At 65.3% G+C, this 16,712-nt stretch carries 20 protein-coding genes and 3 pseudogenes; 18 read left to right on the top strand and 5 right to left on the bottom strand.

What is annotated here, in order from left to right:
- Nucleotides 1-232: 232 nt before the first annotated feature.
- Together EPN59_RS00120 and EPN59_RS00115 are read right to left on the bottom strand one after the other, a co-directional pair.
- Nucleotides 233-3,097, bottom strand: coding sequence for an AMP-binding protein (locus EPN59_RS00120; protein ID WP_293036423.1), 2,865 nt, complete (start codon nt 3,095-3,097; stop codon nt 233-235).
- A gap of 37 nt (nt 3,098-3,134) precedes the next feature.
- Nucleotides 3,135-3,341, bottom strand: a complete 207-nt coding sequence (locus tag EPN59_RS00115) for a ChaB family protein (RefSeq protein WP_293036449.1) — start codon at nt 3,339-3,341, stop codon at nt 3,135-3,137.
- Between the two features lie 714 nt (nt 3,342-4,055).
- Between EPN59_RS00115 and EPN59_RS00110 the strand changes: the two genes are divergently transcribed.
- The 13 genes and pseudogenes from EPN59_RS00110 to EPN59_RS00045 all read left to right on the top strand — a co-directional run bounded on the left by EPN59_RS00110 (nt 4,056) and on the right by EPN59_RS00045 (nt 12,349).
- The gene (locus tag EPN59_RS00110) at nt 4,056-4,712 is read left to right on the top strand and encodes a BON domain-containing protein (protein ID WP_293036424.1); all 657 of its coding nucleotides are present in this window, start codon (nt 4,056-4,058) and stop codon (nt 4,710-4,712) included.
- 267 nt (nt 4,713-4,979) lie between these two features.
- Nucleotides 4,980-5,258: pseudogene (locus tag EPN59_RS00100) on the top strand (F0F1 ATP synthase subunit beta); the annotation flags it as partial.
- A gap of 10 nt (nt 5,259-5,268) precedes the next feature.
- Complete coding sequence (locus tag EPN59_RS00095; RefSeq protein WP_293036425.1) at nt 5,269-5,727, top strand: F0F1 ATP synthase subunit epsilon; 459 nt, start codon at nt 5,269-5,271, stop codon at nt 5,725-5,727.
- 20 nt (nt 5,728-5,747) lie between these two features.
- Nucleotides 5,748-6,029: pseudogene (locus tag EPN59_RS00090) on the top strand (AtpZ/AtpI family protein); the annotation flags it as partial.
- The gene (locus EPN59_RS00085) at nt 6,019-6,297 is read left to right on the top strand and encodes an ATP synthase subunit I (protein WP_293036427.1); all 279 of its coding nucleotides are present in this window, start codon (nt 6,019-6,021) and stop codon (nt 6,295-6,297) included. The pseudogene EPN59_RS00090 and the gene EPN59_RS00085, both read left to right, overlap by 11 nt.
- Nucleotides 6,294-6,992: a F0F1 ATP synthase subunit A gene (locus EPN59_RS00080; RefSeq protein WP_293036428.1), complete on the top strand. Its 699-nt coding sequence runs from the start codon at nt 6,294-6,296 to the stop codon at nt 6,990-6,992. Before EPN59_RS00085 ends, EPN59_RS00080 begins: the two co-directional genes overlap by 4 nt.
- Complete coding sequence (locus tag EPN59_RS00075) at nt 6,989-7,234, top strand: F0F1 ATP synthase subunit C (RefSeq protein ID WP_017774099.1); 246 nt, start codon at nt 6,989-6,991, stop codon at nt 7,232-7,234. Before EPN59_RS00080 ends, EPN59_RS00075 begins: the two co-directional genes overlap by 4 nt.
- Before the next feature lie 9 nt (nt 7,235-7,243).
- Nucleotides 7,244-7,993 carry a F0F1 ATP synthase subunit B gene (locus tag EPN59_RS00070; RefSeq protein ID WP_293036432.1) on the top strand — a complete coding sequence of 250 codons (750 nt, stop codon included), beginning with the start codon at nt 7,244-7,246 and terminating at the stop codon, nt 7,991-7,993.
- Nucleotides 7,974-9,521, top strand: a complete 1,548-nt coding sequence (locus tag EPN59_RS00065; RefSeq protein ID WP_293036434.1) for a F0F1 ATP synthase subunit alpha — start codon at nt 7,974-7,976, stop codon at nt 9,519-9,521. Before EPN59_RS00070 ends, EPN59_RS00065 begins: the two co-directional genes overlap by 20 nt.
- A complete protein-coding gene (locus EPN59_RS00060; RefSeq protein WP_293036435.1) occupies nt 9,518-10,432 on the top strand; it encodes a FoF1 ATP synthase subunit gamma in 915 nt (304 codons plus the stop codon). Before EPN59_RS00065 ends, EPN59_RS00060 begins: the two co-directional genes overlap by 4 nt.
- A gap of 30 nt (nt 10,433-10,462) precedes the next feature.
- Complete coding sequence (locus tag EPN59_RS00055) at nt 10,463-11,023, top strand: hypothetical protein (RefSeq protein ID WP_293036437.1); 561 nt, start codon at nt 10,463-10,465, stop codon at nt 11,021-11,023.
- Nucleotides 11,024-11,078: 55 nt separating this feature from the next.
- Entirely contained in the window at nt 11,079-11,729 is a 651-nt protein-coding gene (locus EPN59_RS00050; RefSeq protein ID WP_293036438.1) for a BON domain-containing protein, read from the top strand.
- Between the two features lie 161 nt (nt 11,730-11,890).
- Complete coding sequence (locus EPN59_RS00045; protein WP_293036440.1) at nt 11,891-12,349, top strand: universal stress protein; 459 nt, start codon at nt 11,891-11,893, stop codon at nt 12,347-12,349.
- A gap of 99 nt (nt 12,350-12,448) precedes the next feature.
- On the opposite strand, the gene EPN59_RS00040 is transcribed toward EPN59_RS00045, so the two are convergent.
- Nucleotides 12,449-12,949 carry a universal stress protein gene (locus EPN59_RS00040; RefSeq protein ID WP_293036451.1) on the bottom strand — a complete coding sequence of 167 codons (501 nt, stop codon included), beginning with the start codon at nt 12,947-12,949 and terminating at the stop codon, nt 12,449-12,451.
- Nucleotides 12,950-12,999: 50 nt separating this feature from the next.
- Nucleotides 13,000-13,839 (bottom strand): universal stress protein, encoded by an 840-nt coding sequence (locus EPN59_RS00035; protein ID WP_293036441.1) that lies wholly within the window; start codon nt 13,837-13,839, stop codon nt 13,000-13,002.
- A gap of 306 nt (nt 13,840-14,145) precedes the next feature.
- Here EPN59_RS00035 and EPN59_RS00030 point away from each other — a divergent pair, with 306 nt between their 5' ends.
- Genes EPN59_RS00030 through EPN59_RS00020 form a run of 3 tightly spaced genes read left to right on the top strand, consistent with a single transcriptional unit; the run spans nt 14,146 to nt 15,262 of the window.
- Nucleotides 14,146-14,547 (top strand): Hsp20/alpha crystallin family protein, encoded by a 402-nt coding sequence (locus tag EPN59_RS00030; protein ID WP_293036452.1) that lies wholly within the window; start codon nt 14,146-14,148, stop codon nt 14,545-14,547.
- Between the two features lie 59 nt (nt 14,548-14,606).
- Entirely contained in the window at nt 14,607-14,861 is a 255-nt protein-coding gene (locus tag EPN59_RS00025) for a UDP-glucose 4-epimerase (protein ID WP_293036443.1), read from the top strand.
- Nucleotides 14,862-14,920: 59 nt separating this feature from the next.
- Nucleotides 14,921-15,262, top strand: coding sequence for a hypothetical protein (locus EPN59_RS00020; RefSeq protein WP_293036453.1), 342 nt, complete (start codon nt 14,921-14,923; stop codon nt 15,260-15,262).
- A gap of 3 nt (nt 15,263-15,265) precedes the next feature.
- Here EPN59_RS00020 and EPN59_RS00015 read toward each other — a convergent pair whose 3' ends face one another.
- Nucleotides 15,266-15,400 (bottom strand): hypothetical protein, encoded by a 135-nt coding sequence (locus EPN59_RS00015; protein WP_363928517.1) that lies wholly within the window; start codon nt 15,398-15,400, stop codon nt 15,266-15,268.
- 299 nt (nt 15,401-15,699) lie between these two features.
- On the opposite strand from EPN59_RS00015, the gene EPN59_RS00010 reads away from it, so the two are divergent.
- Nucleotides 15,700-16,158: a hypothetical protein gene (locus tag EPN59_RS00010; RefSeq protein ID WP_293045317.1), complete on the top strand. Its 459-nt coding sequence runs from the start codon at nt 15,700-15,702 to the stop codon at nt 16,156-16,158.
- A 107-nt stretch (nt 16,159-16,265) separates the two neighbouring features.
- Nucleotides 16,266-16,598 (top strand): annotated as a pseudogene (locus EPN59_RS00005) (PfkB family carbohydrate kinase); the annotation flags it as partial.
- Between the last annotated feature and the right edge of the window lie 114 nt (nt 16,599-16,712).

The raw sequence follows: 16,712 nt of genomic DNA, 5'->3' as shown, positions 1-16,712 counted from the left end.
TGTCGCGGTCAAGCGTCGCGTCGCAGACAGCGAGCCGTCGCTCAATGCGGAGGCCGGCATGCCCGTGGTCCTGGCGGCGCGTTTTCCGAAGTGACCTGCGCACTGTGAATCCCGCCGCCGCCACGCACGGTATCGTGGTTTGGAGAAGGAAAACGCCATCGCGGCATAAGACGCCAACATCGATCGCCTTGCGATCCTCTTGGTCAATGTAACGTGGCGGCGTTATCTCTTGTTATGGTGTTGCGTGCGCGTCCGATGGTTCGACGGGAGCGGTCTGGTCACCTGCATCAGGCTCGCCACATCGTGCGAGCAGTGCCGCACGCGTGCGCTCGCGCAAGCTGACCATCGCGCGGAAATCGCCCCCCTGCGCGTAGATCGGGTTCAGCATTTCGATCTCGATATCGCCGCGCTCCGGTACCCAGCGTCCGTCGCGTAGCGCCGCGCGTGCGCCGCGCACGGCGACAGGCAGCACTGGGCCGCCCGCCAGTACGGCCGCGCGAAACGCGCCCAGCCTGAACGCCCGCAGCCCGGCGGCGGCTACGAACGTCCCTTCGGGAAAGAACAGCAGCGTCTCGCCGGCGCGGGCGCATTCAACCAGCTTCGCTTCATCGGCGAGGCTCTGGCCATAGTCGTCGCGCGTGACGAAGCGGGTGCCCAGTGCGCGCAGCAGGCCGCCGACGAACGAGCGGTGCGAGAGGTCCCGCTTCGCGACGAAATGCACCGGCTCAGGCAGCATGGCCAATAGCACGACCACATCAAGGTAGCTCGTGTGATTGACAGCCAGCACAGGATGAGTTGCGGCATTGAGGTGCTCGGTGCCGCGCAGCGTCGTGCGAAGGCCGACTGCGCGCAGGACGAGGCGACACGCGCGAGCAGCCGTGCGCCATCGGCGCGCGGGTTCACGATCCAGCGTGACTAGCAGCCAGACCGCCGAAAACGCGATTCCGACGAGCGACCAGCACCACGCTCCGCGTGCAACGCGCCGCAACCACGCGCCGCCCGCCCGTGTGAGCGGAACCGCATTGGCGGCAGCGAGGGCGAACGACTGGCGCCAGGGCGCGAACGCGCGCGTCGGCTTCTCAGGGGCACCGCCGTGACGCAGGCGCTCGATTGTCGCGGCGCGACGGATCTTGCCGCCCGGCGTTCTGAGGATGCTGTGCGGCGCGACGAGCATCACGCGCTCGGCAGGCGCGCCACACAGCCGCTGCGCGACGGTGTTGACGCGAGCCAGGAGGTCGGTGCGATCGGCGTCGTTGTGGATCGAGGTTTCGACGATCAGGACGAGGCGTTCGGTGCCAGCGATGGGATCGGGCTCTCCGCACGCCGCCACACCACCTGGTTCGATTCCGCTCAACTGCGCGAGCGCATGCTCCAGTTCATCCGGGAAGATGTGGCGGCCGGCGCGAATGATGAGATCCTTCGTGCGCCCGGTCACAAAAAGCTCGCCATCGGCGAGATAGCCTAGATCCCCGCTGTCCAGCCAGCCGTTGTGCGCAAGACGCGCGGTTTGCTCGGGATTGCGGTAGTAGCCCGCCGTCGCGCTCACGCCGCGAAACTCGATGTGTCCAACGCGGCGCTCGGCGAGGGGCTGGCGGTTGTCATCCACGATGCGCAGCGCGGTATCCGCGAGCGGATAGCCGCACGCGACGAGCGCAAGCGGCCCGTCTTCCGCGCACCCCGCTACGGCTTCGCCGCGGGTACTCAGCGCCTCACGCTTCACCAGATCGACGCGCAGGCCGCGCGACGGCGCAGGGAACGTGACGGCAAGCGTGTTCTCTGCGAGGCCGTAGACCGGCGTAATGGCGTGCGCGTCGAACCCGAACGGCGCAAAGCGGTCGGCGAAGGCCCGCAGCGTGTCCGGATTCACCGGCTCAGAGCCGCAGAACGCGAACCGCAGCGACCTGAGGTCGAGCCCGGCAAGCTGGCGCTCGGGCACGCGCCGCGCACACCAGTCGTAAGCAAAATTGGGCGCGGCGGTGATCGTCCCGCGGTGTTGCGAGATTGTTTCGAGCCAGATGGCGGGACGCGCCAGAAACGCGAGCGGCGACATGGCGAAGAGCGGAAAGCCGAAATAGAGCGGGGCGAGCCACGCGCCGATGAGTCCCATGTCGTGATAGAGCGGTAGCCAGCTCACCAACCTGTCGCTGGCTTGCACGACCATGCGCTCGCCCATTGCACGGATATTCGAAAGCAGGTTCGCGTGGCTCAGCATCACGCCCTTGGGCTCGCCGGTGCTCCCCGAGGTGTACTGGAGCAATGCGAGGTCGTGCGGTGCCATCCTCACGAATGGCGCTTTCTCAGCATTTTCAGGCTGAGCCGGAGCGAGCGCGGCGCCGGTGATGAGCTGACGCAGTGTCGGGACCTTCAGTCTGAGTATTTGTGCAACCGGGCCCAACGACGCCGAAGCGATCAGCGTAGAGACTTGCCCGTTGGCAAGGATCGAAGCGTGGCGCTCTATGTGTTCCTCGACCTGTGCGAGGCTCGCGGGCGGATAGATCGGCACGGGAACGGCCCCGCACAGCATCAATGCCGCGAAGGCGACGAAATAGTCGGTGCCGGTCGGCAACATGAGCGCGACCCGCGCGCCAGGATCCACACCCAGCGCGCGCAGGGCATTGGCCGCGTGCGAGGCGCGCTGAAAGAGCTCGCCATAGGTGAGCTCCGTAGGGACGCCGCCGTCGATGAGAGTGAGATGCAGCCGATCCGGATGCCTGAGCGCGTGCCATTGGAGCACATCAGCAAGCGTCTGGGCCTGCTCGGGCGGCGCGACGGTGGATTCGCTTCGCACTTCGGACAATGGCTGGTGTTCCGGCGCGGTCTTGTGCGGCGCGACCTCGGCGCATTGTTCGATTGCCTTAAGCAGGTCCGCAGGAGTGGGAGCCGCAAGTGCGTCGGGTGGGAGGCGGACGGCGAGGGCTTGTTCGATCCTCTCGGCCAGCTCGGCGCGCGCGAGGCTGTCAAAGCCGAGATCGCGTTCGAGCTGCGCCGTCATCGAAACGCGCACGGGATGGGGCGCCTCTCCGTGCAACTCCGCGACGAGTGTATCGACGAGACTCAGAAGGCGCGCAGCGCGGGTGTCGTCGGGAAGCGTATTCATGGGTAGCCGCCGCAGGAGTGAAGCGGAGAAGGATCGTCTAACGCGGTATCCAGTACATACCGTCGCGGACGTACAGGCGTTTCACGGCTGCCCACGCGATCCGGCGGGCCGCTTCCTCACGGCGCGAGTCGAGGGCGTGGTCGGCGTAGGCGCGATTAAACGCGGCTCTGAAGATGTCCTGGGCATGCGGCGGCAAATGGTTGCGTACACCTGGAGGTAAGTTGCTATTCGTCGGATAAGGCATGGCGGCGAGGTGCGGATTGCGCGCGTAGTCAATCGGAGCAATGGAAAGACTCGCGCACTCGGACACGTCGGCTTCTGACTCAAATCAAGAGAAACCCGATCGAGCCTGCGCGCCTGCGCTGCCAAACCGCGGCACAAAAATTTCTGATGCAGGTCAATTGCGCTAGAGGCGCGCACGCTAGATTGAACGACGAATGCAACCCGCCACGCGCGGCAGATGAGAAAACGGCGCTTGATCGATCAGGAGATTGAAATGGGAGACACCCTGCGGAACGTGCCGTTTGTGCCGGTCTCCATGATGAGCGTAGGCGCGCGCATGGTGCAGCTCGGCCCTTTTGGATGCGCATATGTACGATTCGGGGGCGTTCGTGCAAACGTGGCAAACCTTGATACGCGAGTACTTCGCGGCTAGCGCGGCCCTATGCGAGCAAAGTCTGGATCTGGCTGCGCGAAGCTAGGCGGCGTCTGGCGCCTTGCTTCGGGGGGCGGCCATCGATTTCGAAAAGGCTTGCGAGCGTGCGTAGCCTCAGGCAGCGCAACCGGCAGGCGCCGTGCCGGCGGCGACCGACTGCCTGACGTACCTCGGCTAATTCGTGGGCGTTCGCGCGAACGGCGAAGCGATACCCGCGAAGCCAGCAAGCCGTCCCGCATTCGCCAATGCCTGATCGTCAGAAATCCGATTCGAGATATGACGACCGTGCGTTTGGAGCACGCCATGAAAGACGATACGCAACTGAAGCAGGACGTGCTGGGCGAACTGGTGTTCGGCTCGGCGTTAGACGCATCGCGCATCCGTGCCGAACTGGCAAACGGGATAGTGATGCTCGCGGGAGTGGTGCCGTCGCTTGCCCAGGCACATGCCGCCGAACGCGTCGTGCAGCGTGTGAGCGGCGCGCGTTCAGTCGTCATGCGCACGCGGGTAGAAGTGCCGGTTACCAATCCGCCGGGCGACGAAGAGATTGCGGATATGGCGCGCGCCGTCCTGCACTGGACGGCAGGCGTGCCGGAACGGGCCGTGGAAGTCGAGGTGGTGAACGGCCATCTCTTCTTGTGGGGGACCGTCGAATGGGAATGGCAGCGTGAGCTTGCGATCCGTTCGCTCGTGCGCCTGCGTGGCGTGACGGGAATCACGAGCCGCGTGGAGGCGCACCAACGCCTGTACCCTGGAAAGATCAGCGAGCGCATCGGCCGGGCGCTGCTGCAGTATGTCGAGGGCGAGGCCGCCCGCATTTGTGTCGAGATGAACGATGGCGTGGTGACGCTGAAGGGCACGGTCGCATCGGAAGCCGAGCGTGCCGTAGCGCACGGTGTCGCATGGACACATGCCTGGTGTAAGCGCGGTCATCGACGAACTCGTGCTGGCGTGATGTAGCGGAGAAGCGACGTGTCCATCAGTCCCGCCTCGAACGACACTCCCGCTTCTGCCCCGCGCGGCGTCGGACGCGTAAGCGCGTTGCGCGGCGCGATTGTGGACGTCGTGTTCGAGGCGGGGGCGCTGCCGCCCGTCGAAGACGCGCTGTCGATCATTCGCGAGGACGGCTCGCGGCTGACCGCGGAAGTCGAGGCGCATCTGGACGAGCGGGCACTGCGCGCGCTCGCGTTGCATTCGACGGCGCTCAAGATTGCCGAGTACTTTCGCGCCGAGGACCGGCTGCTCGTGCAGCGAGCGCGCCGCCTTCAGCGCTTTCTCACGCAGCCATTCCCGGTGACCGAGGTGTTTTCCGAATTGCTGGGCCGCTCAGTCGCGATGGCCGACACGCTGGCGGGCTGCAAGGCGATTCTCGCGGGCGAGTGCGACGACTGGCAGGAGCGCTCGCCCTACGTGGTCGGCACGCTCGATGAGGCGCACGCGAAGGAGCGTGCTCAGGTGCGTACTCAGGCGGCGGGCGCCTCGGCTTCGGCCGGCACGCCCGCGTAGGGAGACAGGCATGGACGGCATACCGCTCGATCTGACGATTGCCACGCCGCTCGAAGTCGCCGTGAACCACGACGAGGCGATCTCGTTGCGCGCCGAGGACGAGAGCGGTTCGTTCGGCATCCGCCCAGGCCATGCGGACTTCATCACGATGCTCGCGCCCTCGGTGGTGCGGTGGAGCACGCCGGACGGCGCGTGGCGCTTTTGCGCCGTGGACGGCGGCGTTATGACCGTATCGGGCGGGCGCAGGGTGGCCATAGCGTGCCGCGAGGCGATCGTCGGCGATTCGATGGAGCGGCTGGAGCACGAAGTCGCGCGCGTGCGCGCGACCCAACTCGACGCCGCGCGGCGCGCGCGCGTCGAGGCCGTGCGCCTGCACGCGCAGGCGGTGCGGCAGATGCTGCGCTATCTGCGCGGCCCGATGGCGCCGGACGGACAGGACGTTCCGGCAGCGCAGGGGCGAGGGCAATGAGCGGCCCGTCACGTGAACCCGACCCGATGGCGCGGGCCGCGCGCGATGCCGCCGGGCGCGAGGCGCGCGGCCGTGCGCAACCCGAGCCGTCGCTTGGCAACCGGCTTGGGCAGATCGGCGTGCTCGGCTGGACCATCGTTCTGCCGACGCTCGCCGGACTGGCGATTGGCCGCGTGCTCGACCGGGTGTTCGGTACGCGCGTGTTCTTTTCGGCGCCCTTGCTGATGCTCGGCGCAGCGGGAGGGCTCTGGTTCGCGTGGAAATGGATGCATCGACAAGAACGGAGTCCTGATGATGATTGAGCATGCAACGATCGGAGCGTGCGCCACGGGTCTCGCCATCGGCACGGCGGCCGGCTCCGTGCATTTCGCGGCGCTGCGCTGGAATGCCGGGCTGTTCGCGGCGGGCCGTTTCGGTGCTGCGCTCGGTGCCCAAACCGTGCGCTGCTCGCTGACTGCGCTGCTCCTGTTCGCGATTGCGCGTGCCGGCGGCCCGGCGCTGCTCGCGGGCATGGCCGGGCTGCTGCTCGCGCGTCATGTCGCAGTGCGCCATGCGTTGCCGATGCGATGAAAGCCTCACCGCTCGCCACCGCGCCGCTCTGGCACTTAGGTGCGCTGTCGCTCACCGCGCCCGTCGTCGTCACCTGGGCCATCATGGCCTGCATCGTCGCTGCCTCGGTGCTGCTCACGCGGCGGCTCGCCCTCGTGCCTTCGAAGGCGCAGACGGTACTGGAACTGCTCGTTACCACGCTGGACGCACAGATCCGCGACACCATCGAAAGCGACCCCGCACCGTATCGCGCGCTGATCGGTACGCTCTTCCTGTTTGTGCTGGTGGCGAACTGGTCGGCACTGCTGCCGGGCGTGGAGCCGCCGACCGCCCATATCGAAACCGACGCGGCGCTCGCGCTGATCGTGCTCGCCGCAACCGTCTATCATGGCCTGCGCGCGCGCGGGCTGCGCGGCTACCTCGCGACGTTCGCCGAACCGACCTGGGTGATGATCCCGCTGAATGTCGTCGAGCAACTCACGCGTACGTTCTCGCTCGTCGTGCGTCTGTTCGGCAACGTGATGAGCGGGGTCTTCGTGGTCGGCATCGTGCTCTCGCTCGCCGGTCTGCTCGTGCCGATTCCGCTGATGGCGCTCGATCTCCTGACCGGCGCCGTACAGGCCTACATTTTCGCGGTGCTGGCCATGGTGTTCGTCGGTGCCGCAGCGGGCGGCGCGCGAGCCAGCGCCGGTCATCGCGCCAAAGGACAACCATGAACCTCATCGAGATCGTCAGCATTGCCGCCGCCGCGCTCGCCGTGTCGTTCGGTGCGATCGGACCGGCGCTCGCCGAAGGCCGCGCCGTCGCCGCCGCGATGGACGCGATCGCGCGCCAGCCGGACTCTGCAGGCACCGTGTCGCGCACACTGTTCGTCGGTCTCGCGATGATCGAAACGATGGCGATCTACTGCCTCGTCATTGCGCTCCTGCTGCTGTTCGCCAATCCGTTCGTCAAATAAGGCTACGCCATGCATATCGACTGGTCGACGCTCGCGCTGCAGACCGTCAACGCGCTCGTGCTGGTCTGGCTGCTCGCACGCTTCCTGTTCAGGCCCGTGGCGGACATCATCGTGGCGCGCCAGAAGGCGGCGCAGGCATTGCTCGCCGACGCCGAGGCAAGCCGCCGCGCGGCGCATGCCGAGCAGGGCGTAGCGCAGGCCGAAACCGCGCGGCTTGCTGCATCGCGCGAGGCCGCAATGCAGGCCGCGCAGGATGAGGCCGACGCACAAAAGGCCGCGCTGCTCAACATGGCCCGAGCCCGGGCAGTGCAACTGCGCGTGGATGCCGAAGGCGAAATCGCACATGAGCGAGCCGTACAGGCGCGGGCTGTGGAGGACGACGCAGTGCGGCTCGCCATCGAGATTGCGGGGCGGGTGCTCGATCGCTTGCCACCGCAGGCACGTGTGGAGGGTTTCATCGATGGCGCGGCCGAGGCGCTGGCCGCCATGCCGCCCGAGGCGCGCGCCGGGTTCGGTGCGGGTGGTGAACCGCTCGCGCTGGCCGCGCCGCGCGAACTGAGCGACACCGAACGGCAGGCTTGCGAAATAGCGTTCGGTGTGGTTCTGGGGCGGCCGGTTACGCTGCAGGTGCGCGCCGATCCCACGTTGATCGCGGGGCTCGAACTGACGGGCGCACACGCGGCGGTGTGCAACCATCTGCGTCACGACCTCGACGCGATCCGCGCGACGTTGCTGGAGCATGGCGGTGAGCTCCGCTGAGGCCGGCGCAGACGAAGCCGCCCGCTGGCTCGCGCGGCAGCGCGGCGCGCTCGCTCACGTACGTCTCGGCGCAGATGCGAGAACGTTCGGGCGCGTGGAGCGCGTCGCCGACGGTGTGGCGCGGATCTCCGGACTGCCCGACGTCGCGCTCGACGAAACGGTGCGCTTCGCAGCCGGCGCAACGGGCTACGTTCGCACGCTTGATGCGGATTTCGCGAACGTCGTGCTGCTGGACGGCGCGCAGGGCGTGGAGGCGGGCGAGCGCGTCGAGCGCACCGGTGCCGTGCTCCATGTGCCGGTGGGCGAGGCCTTGACCGGACGCGTGATCGATCCGCTCGGCCGCCCGCTCGACGGCGGTGAGCCGCTCGCCGCCGAGGCGTGGCTGCCGGTGGAGCGCGCGGCGCCCGCCATTGTCGAGCGAGCTGCGGTCAGCGAACCGCTCGAAACCGGAGTGCTGATCGTCGATGCGCTGTTCGCGATCGGGCGCGGCCAGCGCGAACTGATCATCGGCGACCGCGCGACCGGCAAGACATCGCTCGCCGTCGACGCGATCGTCAACCAGCGCACGAGCGACGTGATCTGCGTGTACGTCGCGGTGGGCCAGCGTGCCACGGCTGTGCAGCGCGTGATCGACGCCGTGCGCACGCGCGGCGCGGCGCGCCGGTGCGTCTTCGTGGTGGCGCCGCCGTCGACGCTGCCCGGTATGCAATGGATCGCGCCGTTCGCCGGCTTTTCGGTCGCCGAGTATTTCCGCGACCGGGGCCAGCACGCGCTCGTCGTGATCGACGACCTCTCGAAGCACGCGGCCACGCACCGCGAACTGGCGCTCCTCACCGGCGAGCCTCCGGGGCGCGAGGCGTATCCGGGCGATATCTTCTACCTGCACGCACGTCTGCTCGAGCGCGCGGCAAAGTTGAGTTCCGCGCTCGGTGGCGGCTCGCTGACTGCGCTGCCGATCGCCGAGACTGATGCGGGCAATCTCTCGGCCTACATCCCGACCAACCTGATCTCGATCACCGACGGCCAGCTCGTGATGGACGCCGCACTGTTCGCGTCGAATCAGCGGCCCGCCGTCAACGTGGGTTTGAGTGTCAGTCGCGTGGGCGGCAACGCGCAGGCGGCGGGGCTGCGCCAGGTGGCCGGCCCTCTGCGGCTCGACTACGCGCAGTTCCTCGAACTCGAGATGTTCACACGCTTCGGCGGCCTCACGGACGCGCGCGTGAATGCGCAGATCGCGCGCGGCGAGCGAATTCGCGCGTTGCTCGCGCAACCGCGTTTCAGCGCGCTTTCTACCTTTGACCAGATCGCGCTGCTCGCGGCGCTGACCGACGGCGTGTTCGACGCCGCGCCCGCAATCGTGGCCGCGCAGATTCGCGAGCGTCTTGCGCAGCGTCGCGCGCAGATGCCTGCGAACGATCTCGAAGGCGAGGCGTCCGTGAGCGTTGCTGAGCTTCGCGAGTGGGTGCGTGAACGTACGTCCGGGCTCGATGTGACGGTGGACGGCAAACCCGGCAAGGAGCCGGAATGAGCGGCAAGCTTGGCGAGATCGAAAACCGGATTGCGGCGACCCATCAACTCGATGCCGTGATTGCGGCGATGCGCGGCATTGCAGCGTCGCGCTCGCACGAAGCGCAGGCGCGGCTGGCCGGGATACGCGCCGCAGCGGCGACGGCCGGAGCCGCGATTGGCGAGGTGCTCGCGCTCGCGCCTGTTCATGCGGTGGCCCGCGAAGCGGCAGCGGGCCGGGCAGCGGCGGTCAGCTCGACGGTGGACGAAAGGGCGGACAGGGCAGATGGCGGCGCGGTGTGTATCGTCGTCGGCACGGAACAGGGCTTTGCCGGGGCGCTCAACGACGAACTGGTGGCGCATGCGCGGCGCCTCGACGGCGCACGTGTGCACCGCTGGATGCTCGTGGGTTCGCGACTTGTGAGTGCCGCTGCCGGACATGGCGTGACCGGTGCATGGTCCGCGCCGATGGTGGCGCACCCGGATGGCGTTCCGCAACTCGCGGTCCGTATCGCCGACGCGCTCTACGCGCGCCTCGCGGACGGCAAGCACGCAACGCGCGTTTCGGTGGTGAGCGCGCTGCCGGGCGAATCGCACCTGCGCATCGCGCAGCGCACGCTGGTTCCGTTCGATTTCACACGGTTTCGGGTATCGCAGCGCACGCAGCCGCCGCTTCTCAACGTGGCGCCCGAGCGGCTCGTGGCCGGGCTTGTGGAGTTTTATGTCTTCGTGGAGTTGTGCGAGACCCTGATGCTCTCGTTTGCGGCCGAGAACGAGGCGCGCGTGCGTGCGATGCTGGCGGCGCGTGCGAACGTGCAGAAGCGCCTGACCGATCTCACACAGCGCTATCGGGCGCTGCGTCAGGACGAGATCACCGCCGAGATCGTCGAGTTATGTACCGGCGGGGAGGCCGCACGGCGTACGGCGGGCTGACCCGTGCCGGTCACGCGCAGCACCCTTGATATGCATCAACTGGATGGCCGCGTGGACGCGCACGATGATTACGGGCGTAGGCTGACTATCCGGGGCTTTGACGGCATGGAGGAGGCTATGAACTGGCTAGAAGAATATTTTTCACATAGAACGCCGGTACTCAACGTTTCGATATGGGCATACCCGCCGCTCCTGATCGGCCCGGACGGACCGGTCGCGCAGAAGCCGTATTGCCTGCCATATCCCGGCGCGGAGCTGGTTTTTCGCCCCGGCGAAGACGCGCGGCACGGCATGCGAAGCTATGAGGTCCCCGCGCGATACGACATGCGGGATGCGAACCCGTTCCGGAATCTTGAAACGGCGCAGGATTTTGATAATCAGGAGTTCTTCCGGTCAATCGAGATTTTCGCGCCGTCCCTTTACAACTGTGATTTTCTCATCAGGGTGAACGGCACCTTCGCATTCGTGCCAATTTTTTCCGCCGATGGCGACCCGGGGTTCTTCGGTAGCTGCATCGAGCAGCCGGTCGAACCGTCTTCGTCGCACTCAAGGCGCCTGCCCTGGTGCTTCCGAGGCTACGTCAGCATTTAGGACGGCGCCGGAGTGTATTCATTCGCCCTGGTGGTAAAACTAGAAGAATTGTGTAATGAGATCCGATATCGAACTTAAGCGCGACGTAGAGGCCGAGCTTGCGTGGGACAAATCGATCAATCTCGCGGCGATCGGCGTCGAAGTGTCCAACGGCGTGGTGACCTTGTCGGGGCATCCGCCGAGCTTCGCTGCAAAGCTTGCCGCCGAGCGGGCCGCTGGCCGCGTGGCGGGGGTGCGCGGGCTCGTCGTCGAAATGGAAGTGCATCTGCCGGGGCGCGACGAGCGCAGCGATGAGGACATCGCGAACACGGTGCGCTCGATCCTCGAATGGACCGTCGGCGTCAACAACGAGGATGTGCAAGTGCAGGTCGAGAAGGGCTGGGTCACGCTCGACGGTGAGTGCGACTGGGGCTACCAGAACCACGCCGCGCAGCACGCCATCTCGCATTTGCACGGGGTGAAGGGCGTGACGGACAAGATCCGGTTCCGTGGCGAAACGTCGGCTGAAGACATCGCGCGCGGCATACGCGATGCGATCCAGCGACACGGAGAACGGGAGGCGAAGCACATCGGCATCGAGATCTCCGACGGCACCGCCATCCTGACCGGCAAGGTCGCCTCGCATGCCGAGCGCCATCTCATTCGCGGCGCGGCCAAAGCGACGCCGGGCGTGCGCTCGGTCGTCGATCTCCTTGAAGTCGAATGAAGCGCCGATCTGGCGCGCAACTGGAGGGCCTCAGCGCGCCAGATCCGGCTAGAGCCGCGCACACGCGGCGACGAGCACGCCGGGCGTCGCCGCGAGCCGGCCGTAATCGAAGCGCGAGGCCGGCCGCACGCGGCGGGCTCGAACCGGCGCAGAGACGCGAGATGTATCGAAAGATTCTGGTGGCACTGGACGGCAGCCGTTTGTCGCTGCGCGCGATGGATGAGGCGATCCAGATTGCGAAACTTACGCACGCGCATGTACATGGCGTCTACGTGCTCGATCGCGCTCCGGCATTTCCTTATACGTGTCACTACGACATGGCACAACTGGAAGCAGCGTTCAGCCATCTTGGACACGCGTCACTTGACGAGGCAACGCGTGCGCTTGCAGTCGCAGGTGTCGACGCCGACACCGAACTCATCGAGACCAAAAGCATGACCGAAGATATAGCCGCATGCCTGCAGCGGTGCGTGAAGCGGTACAAGCCCGATCTCGTCGTGATGGGGACACACGGTCGGCGCGGCATGCGGCGTTCCGTGTTCGGCAGTGTGGCCGAGCAGTTTGTCCGTGGTTCGACCTGTCCGGTTCTGCTGGTGCGCGCGAAGCGCGGCAAGTCGTGACGCGCGCCGTACCGAAGCGAAGACGCTGGCTCGCACAGTGAAGATGGCACGGCGGGGCGCCCTCTGCGCCCTGTGCCCTGCGTCAGACTGGAACCTGCGTCAGACTGGAACCTGCGTCTTACGCTGCGGCGGTTCTTTCTGTCCCGGAGACGTCGCGCGCATCGGCACGAGCAATACGGGGCAACACGCGCTGCGCAGAACACGCTCCGCGACGCTGCCGAGCATGAGACGCTGCACACCGCGCCGCCCGTGCGTGCCCATGACAATGAGATCGGCATGCCAGTCCGTCGCTATGCGCTCAATGCATTGCGCCACATCTTCGGTACCGAACTCTGTCTCGACGGAGCGGGGTGTGCCTTTCACCCCGTGCTGCGCCAGGCGCGCCTCGGCATCGGAGCAGATCGTGCGGCTTTCCTCGACATAGGCGCCGCGCACAATCGAAGGATCAAAACCAGGCACGTCGTACGCCATCAATGGCATATCGATCACGTAGAGCGGCTGCAATTCACCCCCGGTATCGACTGCGAGCGTGATCGCGACGTCGAGTGCGTCGGAGGCCGTTTTGCTTCCATCGAGGGCGACCAGAATGCGCGAATACATGATGGAACTCCAGTGGAAGACGTGGGGGATGAGAAGATCGATGCGGCCGCTCAATGAGACATCAGTACTGGCCGCGTCATCATCGCCAGAATCGATCGCGTGGCGCCGCCGAGGACGAGCTCCTGGATCCGCGCGTGGCCGTATGCGCCCATGACGAGCAGATCGTATTCGCCGTCGGCCGCGTAACTCAGCAATGCATCGCCGGTAGACCAGGATGGCGCACGCTCGACGCGGATGACGTCCACGTCGGTCCCGCGTTGGCGCGCGAGCATCGCTGCGAGATCCGCACTCGATGCCTGCGACGGAGCGACCGTGAGCGTCGCGGCGTCGGCCGCGATTGCGACATGTTCTGCCTGAGCGATAAATGGCATGGCGTCGTGAACCGCGCGGGCGGCCTCGCGGCTTCCATTCCAGGCGACGAGCACGCGTTGGCCGACCGATTCGAAGCTGCCTGTATACGGCATCAGTAGTACAGGCCCGCCTGCGCCCATGAGAACGGTCTCAGTAAAATGTTCGCCAACATAGGATTCTGCATCGTCCGGATTGGATTGACCCAGAATCGTGAGATCGGCGGTGCGGCTGCGTTGCATGACAGCGGTAACCGCATCGCCATCGGTGGCAGTCAAAGTCCCATCCACCCGTGCGCGTGTCAGTTCCGCATGGAACAACCGCTCGATCGCTGCGCGGCGTTCCGTGCGCTCCCTGCGATAAATGTCGTAATAGTCGGCATGGCCGGACAGGACATAAAATTCGCGCACGGGTGGCTCAAACGCTGCGAACAGACCGTCCAGATGTGCACCGAATCTGCGTGCGAGTTTCAGCGCGAGTGTTAGCCGCGTGTTCGCGCGCGCGCTTGTGTCCAGATGAACCATGACCGTCTTGAAACTCATTGCGGCTCTCCGGCGAAGGTGGAGGTGGCGACATCACGCAACGACGCAGGTAACGATGCGATTGGTAGTTCGAGTCTAGAAACGAGCGGTTTTTCACGATTGATTTGAATCAACCACCTGTTCGGACAGGCTCGTTCCGCTGGGAGGGTGCGCCAGAGCCAGACGCGCAGTCGATCATTGAGGCAGATCAATTGGAAAACGCGGCGCGTTCTTAAATTGAATACGACGCGCGCTGCAGGGTGCGGGGCGCCCAAGCGCGAAGGAGAGAAGGCAACGAGCAATCTGACACGTTATGACCCGTTTTCGATGGTGCCGGTCCCGGATCTGTTCCAGGGATTTTTCAGACCGATGCGCCAACTGCTCGCAACCGAAGAAAGCGATCTCTCGACGATGAAGCTCGACGTGACTGAGAGTGACTCGGCCTACACGGTGAAAGCAGAACTGCCGGGGGTGGACAAGAAGGATATCGACGTGAAGATCGACAAAAACGTGGTGCCCATTCACGTGAAGGCCGAGCGCAAAACGGAACAGAAAGAAGGCGAGCGCTTGATTCGCCGGGAGCGCTATAGTGGCGAGTTTGGCCGTACGTTCTCACTCCCGACCAATATCAACGAGAGTAGCGCCACCGCCCAGTATCAGGATGGCGTGCTGTTGCTCACGCTTCCGAAAATGGCAGCCGCCGAACAAAAGCGACTGCAGATTGAATAAGCGCCGGGAGCCTGGTCGGGGTGGAAGGTGCCTCGACCCGCGCTTCGTGCACGATCGACATGGGCTTCGAAATCATGACGCTCAAAGGCAGCATCGAATCAGATATTTGGAGCGTCGAAGCTGAAACATTACCCGCGCCGGAAGGCAGTTTTTGCTGCCGGATCAATGTCACGCACGGCGCTCCGGCGCAGTGCTGCACCCACACTTTCGCGCACCATCGCGTTTGGGCAAACGAAATGGATGCGGTGCTCGATGGTTTGCGCGAAGGCATGGTCTGGGTGGACCTCAAGTTTCGTCACGCATTTGCGGTCTAGCGGTGAATGGCGATTCGCCGGGCGGCGGCCACGATAAAGGTGCCATGGGAGGCATCGCGATGGGGATCGGAATGCAGATTGTTTATCAGGGTTTCGCCGGTTCGTCCGCCATCGAAGCGGAAGCTGGCGTGCAGTTGCTGCGCCTTGAACGGTATAGCGGCGTGCTGTCGGGTTGCCATCTCGCCATCGAGGAGATGCATGCGCGCGGCCAGCGCGCGGCCTACGATGTTCGACTTGACCTGATTTCGCCATCGTGCTCGTTCAAGCCTATCGGTCATCGCGTAAGCGAGGACCCGCTGGCAGCCATGCGCGAGGCGTTCGATACCGCCGAACGCGAGCTGGGGCAGGCGGCGGCCTCTGCACGTGCTCACCGGCACGGCGCTACATACGGCAATCACTGATACCTACTGGCTCAGCACCCGCCGGACTTGTGTGCTGGCGTTCTCGGCCGACGGCGGCCCGCCGCGTTCTTCGGGCAGGGGCATCGCCATGTCTCCCCAGTACGACTTGCCGCCGCGTATGAGCTTTTGTTCGAGCATGACGTTCGCGTCGGGCGTGTTGCGGGGCCGTCGAAGGCGCGTGATGGACAGGGTTGCATGGCACCATTGGTCTCCGCACACGTGCGCGAGTCCGATCCAGTGCAGGCAAGTGACTGCAACTGTGCGGCGACCTCGTCAACGAGGTCGCCGCTTTCGCGCAGCTTCAAACGTGCCGGGGCGTTTCGTGGCAGCGGTGCGATCTGTGATTGAGTTAGATCAACTGCGCGGTGGCGTCCCATCTTAGATTCGAATTGTCGGCCCGCGAGCGTGGGCCGATATCCGCGATGATGAGGCCGAAGATGACGAGCAGTGCGATCTTGCGTTGGGCGGTTTGCCTCGCACCATCGATCGCGTGGCTTTCGGCCTGTGCCGTGTCTGACGAAAGCGCGGCGTTTCGTCGGACCGAATCCGAACTGCAAGTGGTGCGCGAACAGGGCACTATCGAATGTGGCTCACGCGATGCCTGTACACAAACCTGGCACCGCACGCAGGCGTTCGTTGAGCAACACTCGCCCACACCCATTGATCTCATGACGGACGACGAAATCGAGACGCGCATGCCGCGCGAGTTCCGTCTCGCGTATTTTTGGGCCGTTCGCCAGGTCGGAGTGGACGGCACGACGACGATTCGGCTCAAGGGCATGTGCCGTGGAATGTACGACAGCAACGGCGGCCCGGGCTGGATCTATATGAGTTGCGCCCGACAATTGCGGGAAGTGCAGCTTGAATTCCGGCGCGAAGTCGGCGGCAACCGGTAAGGAGGCCACCGCCGTGACAACAGCGTGGCGCACTTCATTCAGGATCGCGCAGGTGATCGTGGCTTGCGGGCCCGCACAGGCATGAGGAAGTCAAAGTGGTCGACGGTGTGGCCGAGATACTGACACTCACCCTGAATCCTGCTGTCGACGTTTCGACTGCAGTGGAACGGGTGATTGACACGCACAAGCTTCGCTGTGAAGCGGCGCGACGCTATCCGGGCGGCGGCGGCCTCAACGGTGCGCGCGTGATTCAGCGTCTTGCTGGGGCGGATGCGAACTGCTTTGCGCTCTATCTCGCCGGAGGCACAGCGCGGGAGTTGCTGGAACGGATGCTGGCTGCGGAAGGCGTGCCGGCCAAGCGGTTACGCATTGCGGGCGAAACGCGCGAAAATTTCTCGGTGGGCGAACGCGCAACCGGCCGCAAATTTCGCTTCGTGTTGATTTGCACGGAATCCTGACCCACGAATTGCATTGAATTCTGACCCACCCGTTGGACCAGCTTTACGGGTTATTCGGTGGGTATCTGGGTCTTCTTTCTCTCCTTCTTTGGCTGT

This window comes from Paraburkholderia sp., from assembly GCF_004298475.1.
Classification (GTDB): Bacteria; Pseudomonadota; Gammaproteobacteria; order Burkholderiales; family Burkholderiaceae; genus Paraburkholderia; species Paraburkholderia denitrificans.
This window is presented reverse-complemented; position numbering and strand designations above follow the sequence as displayed.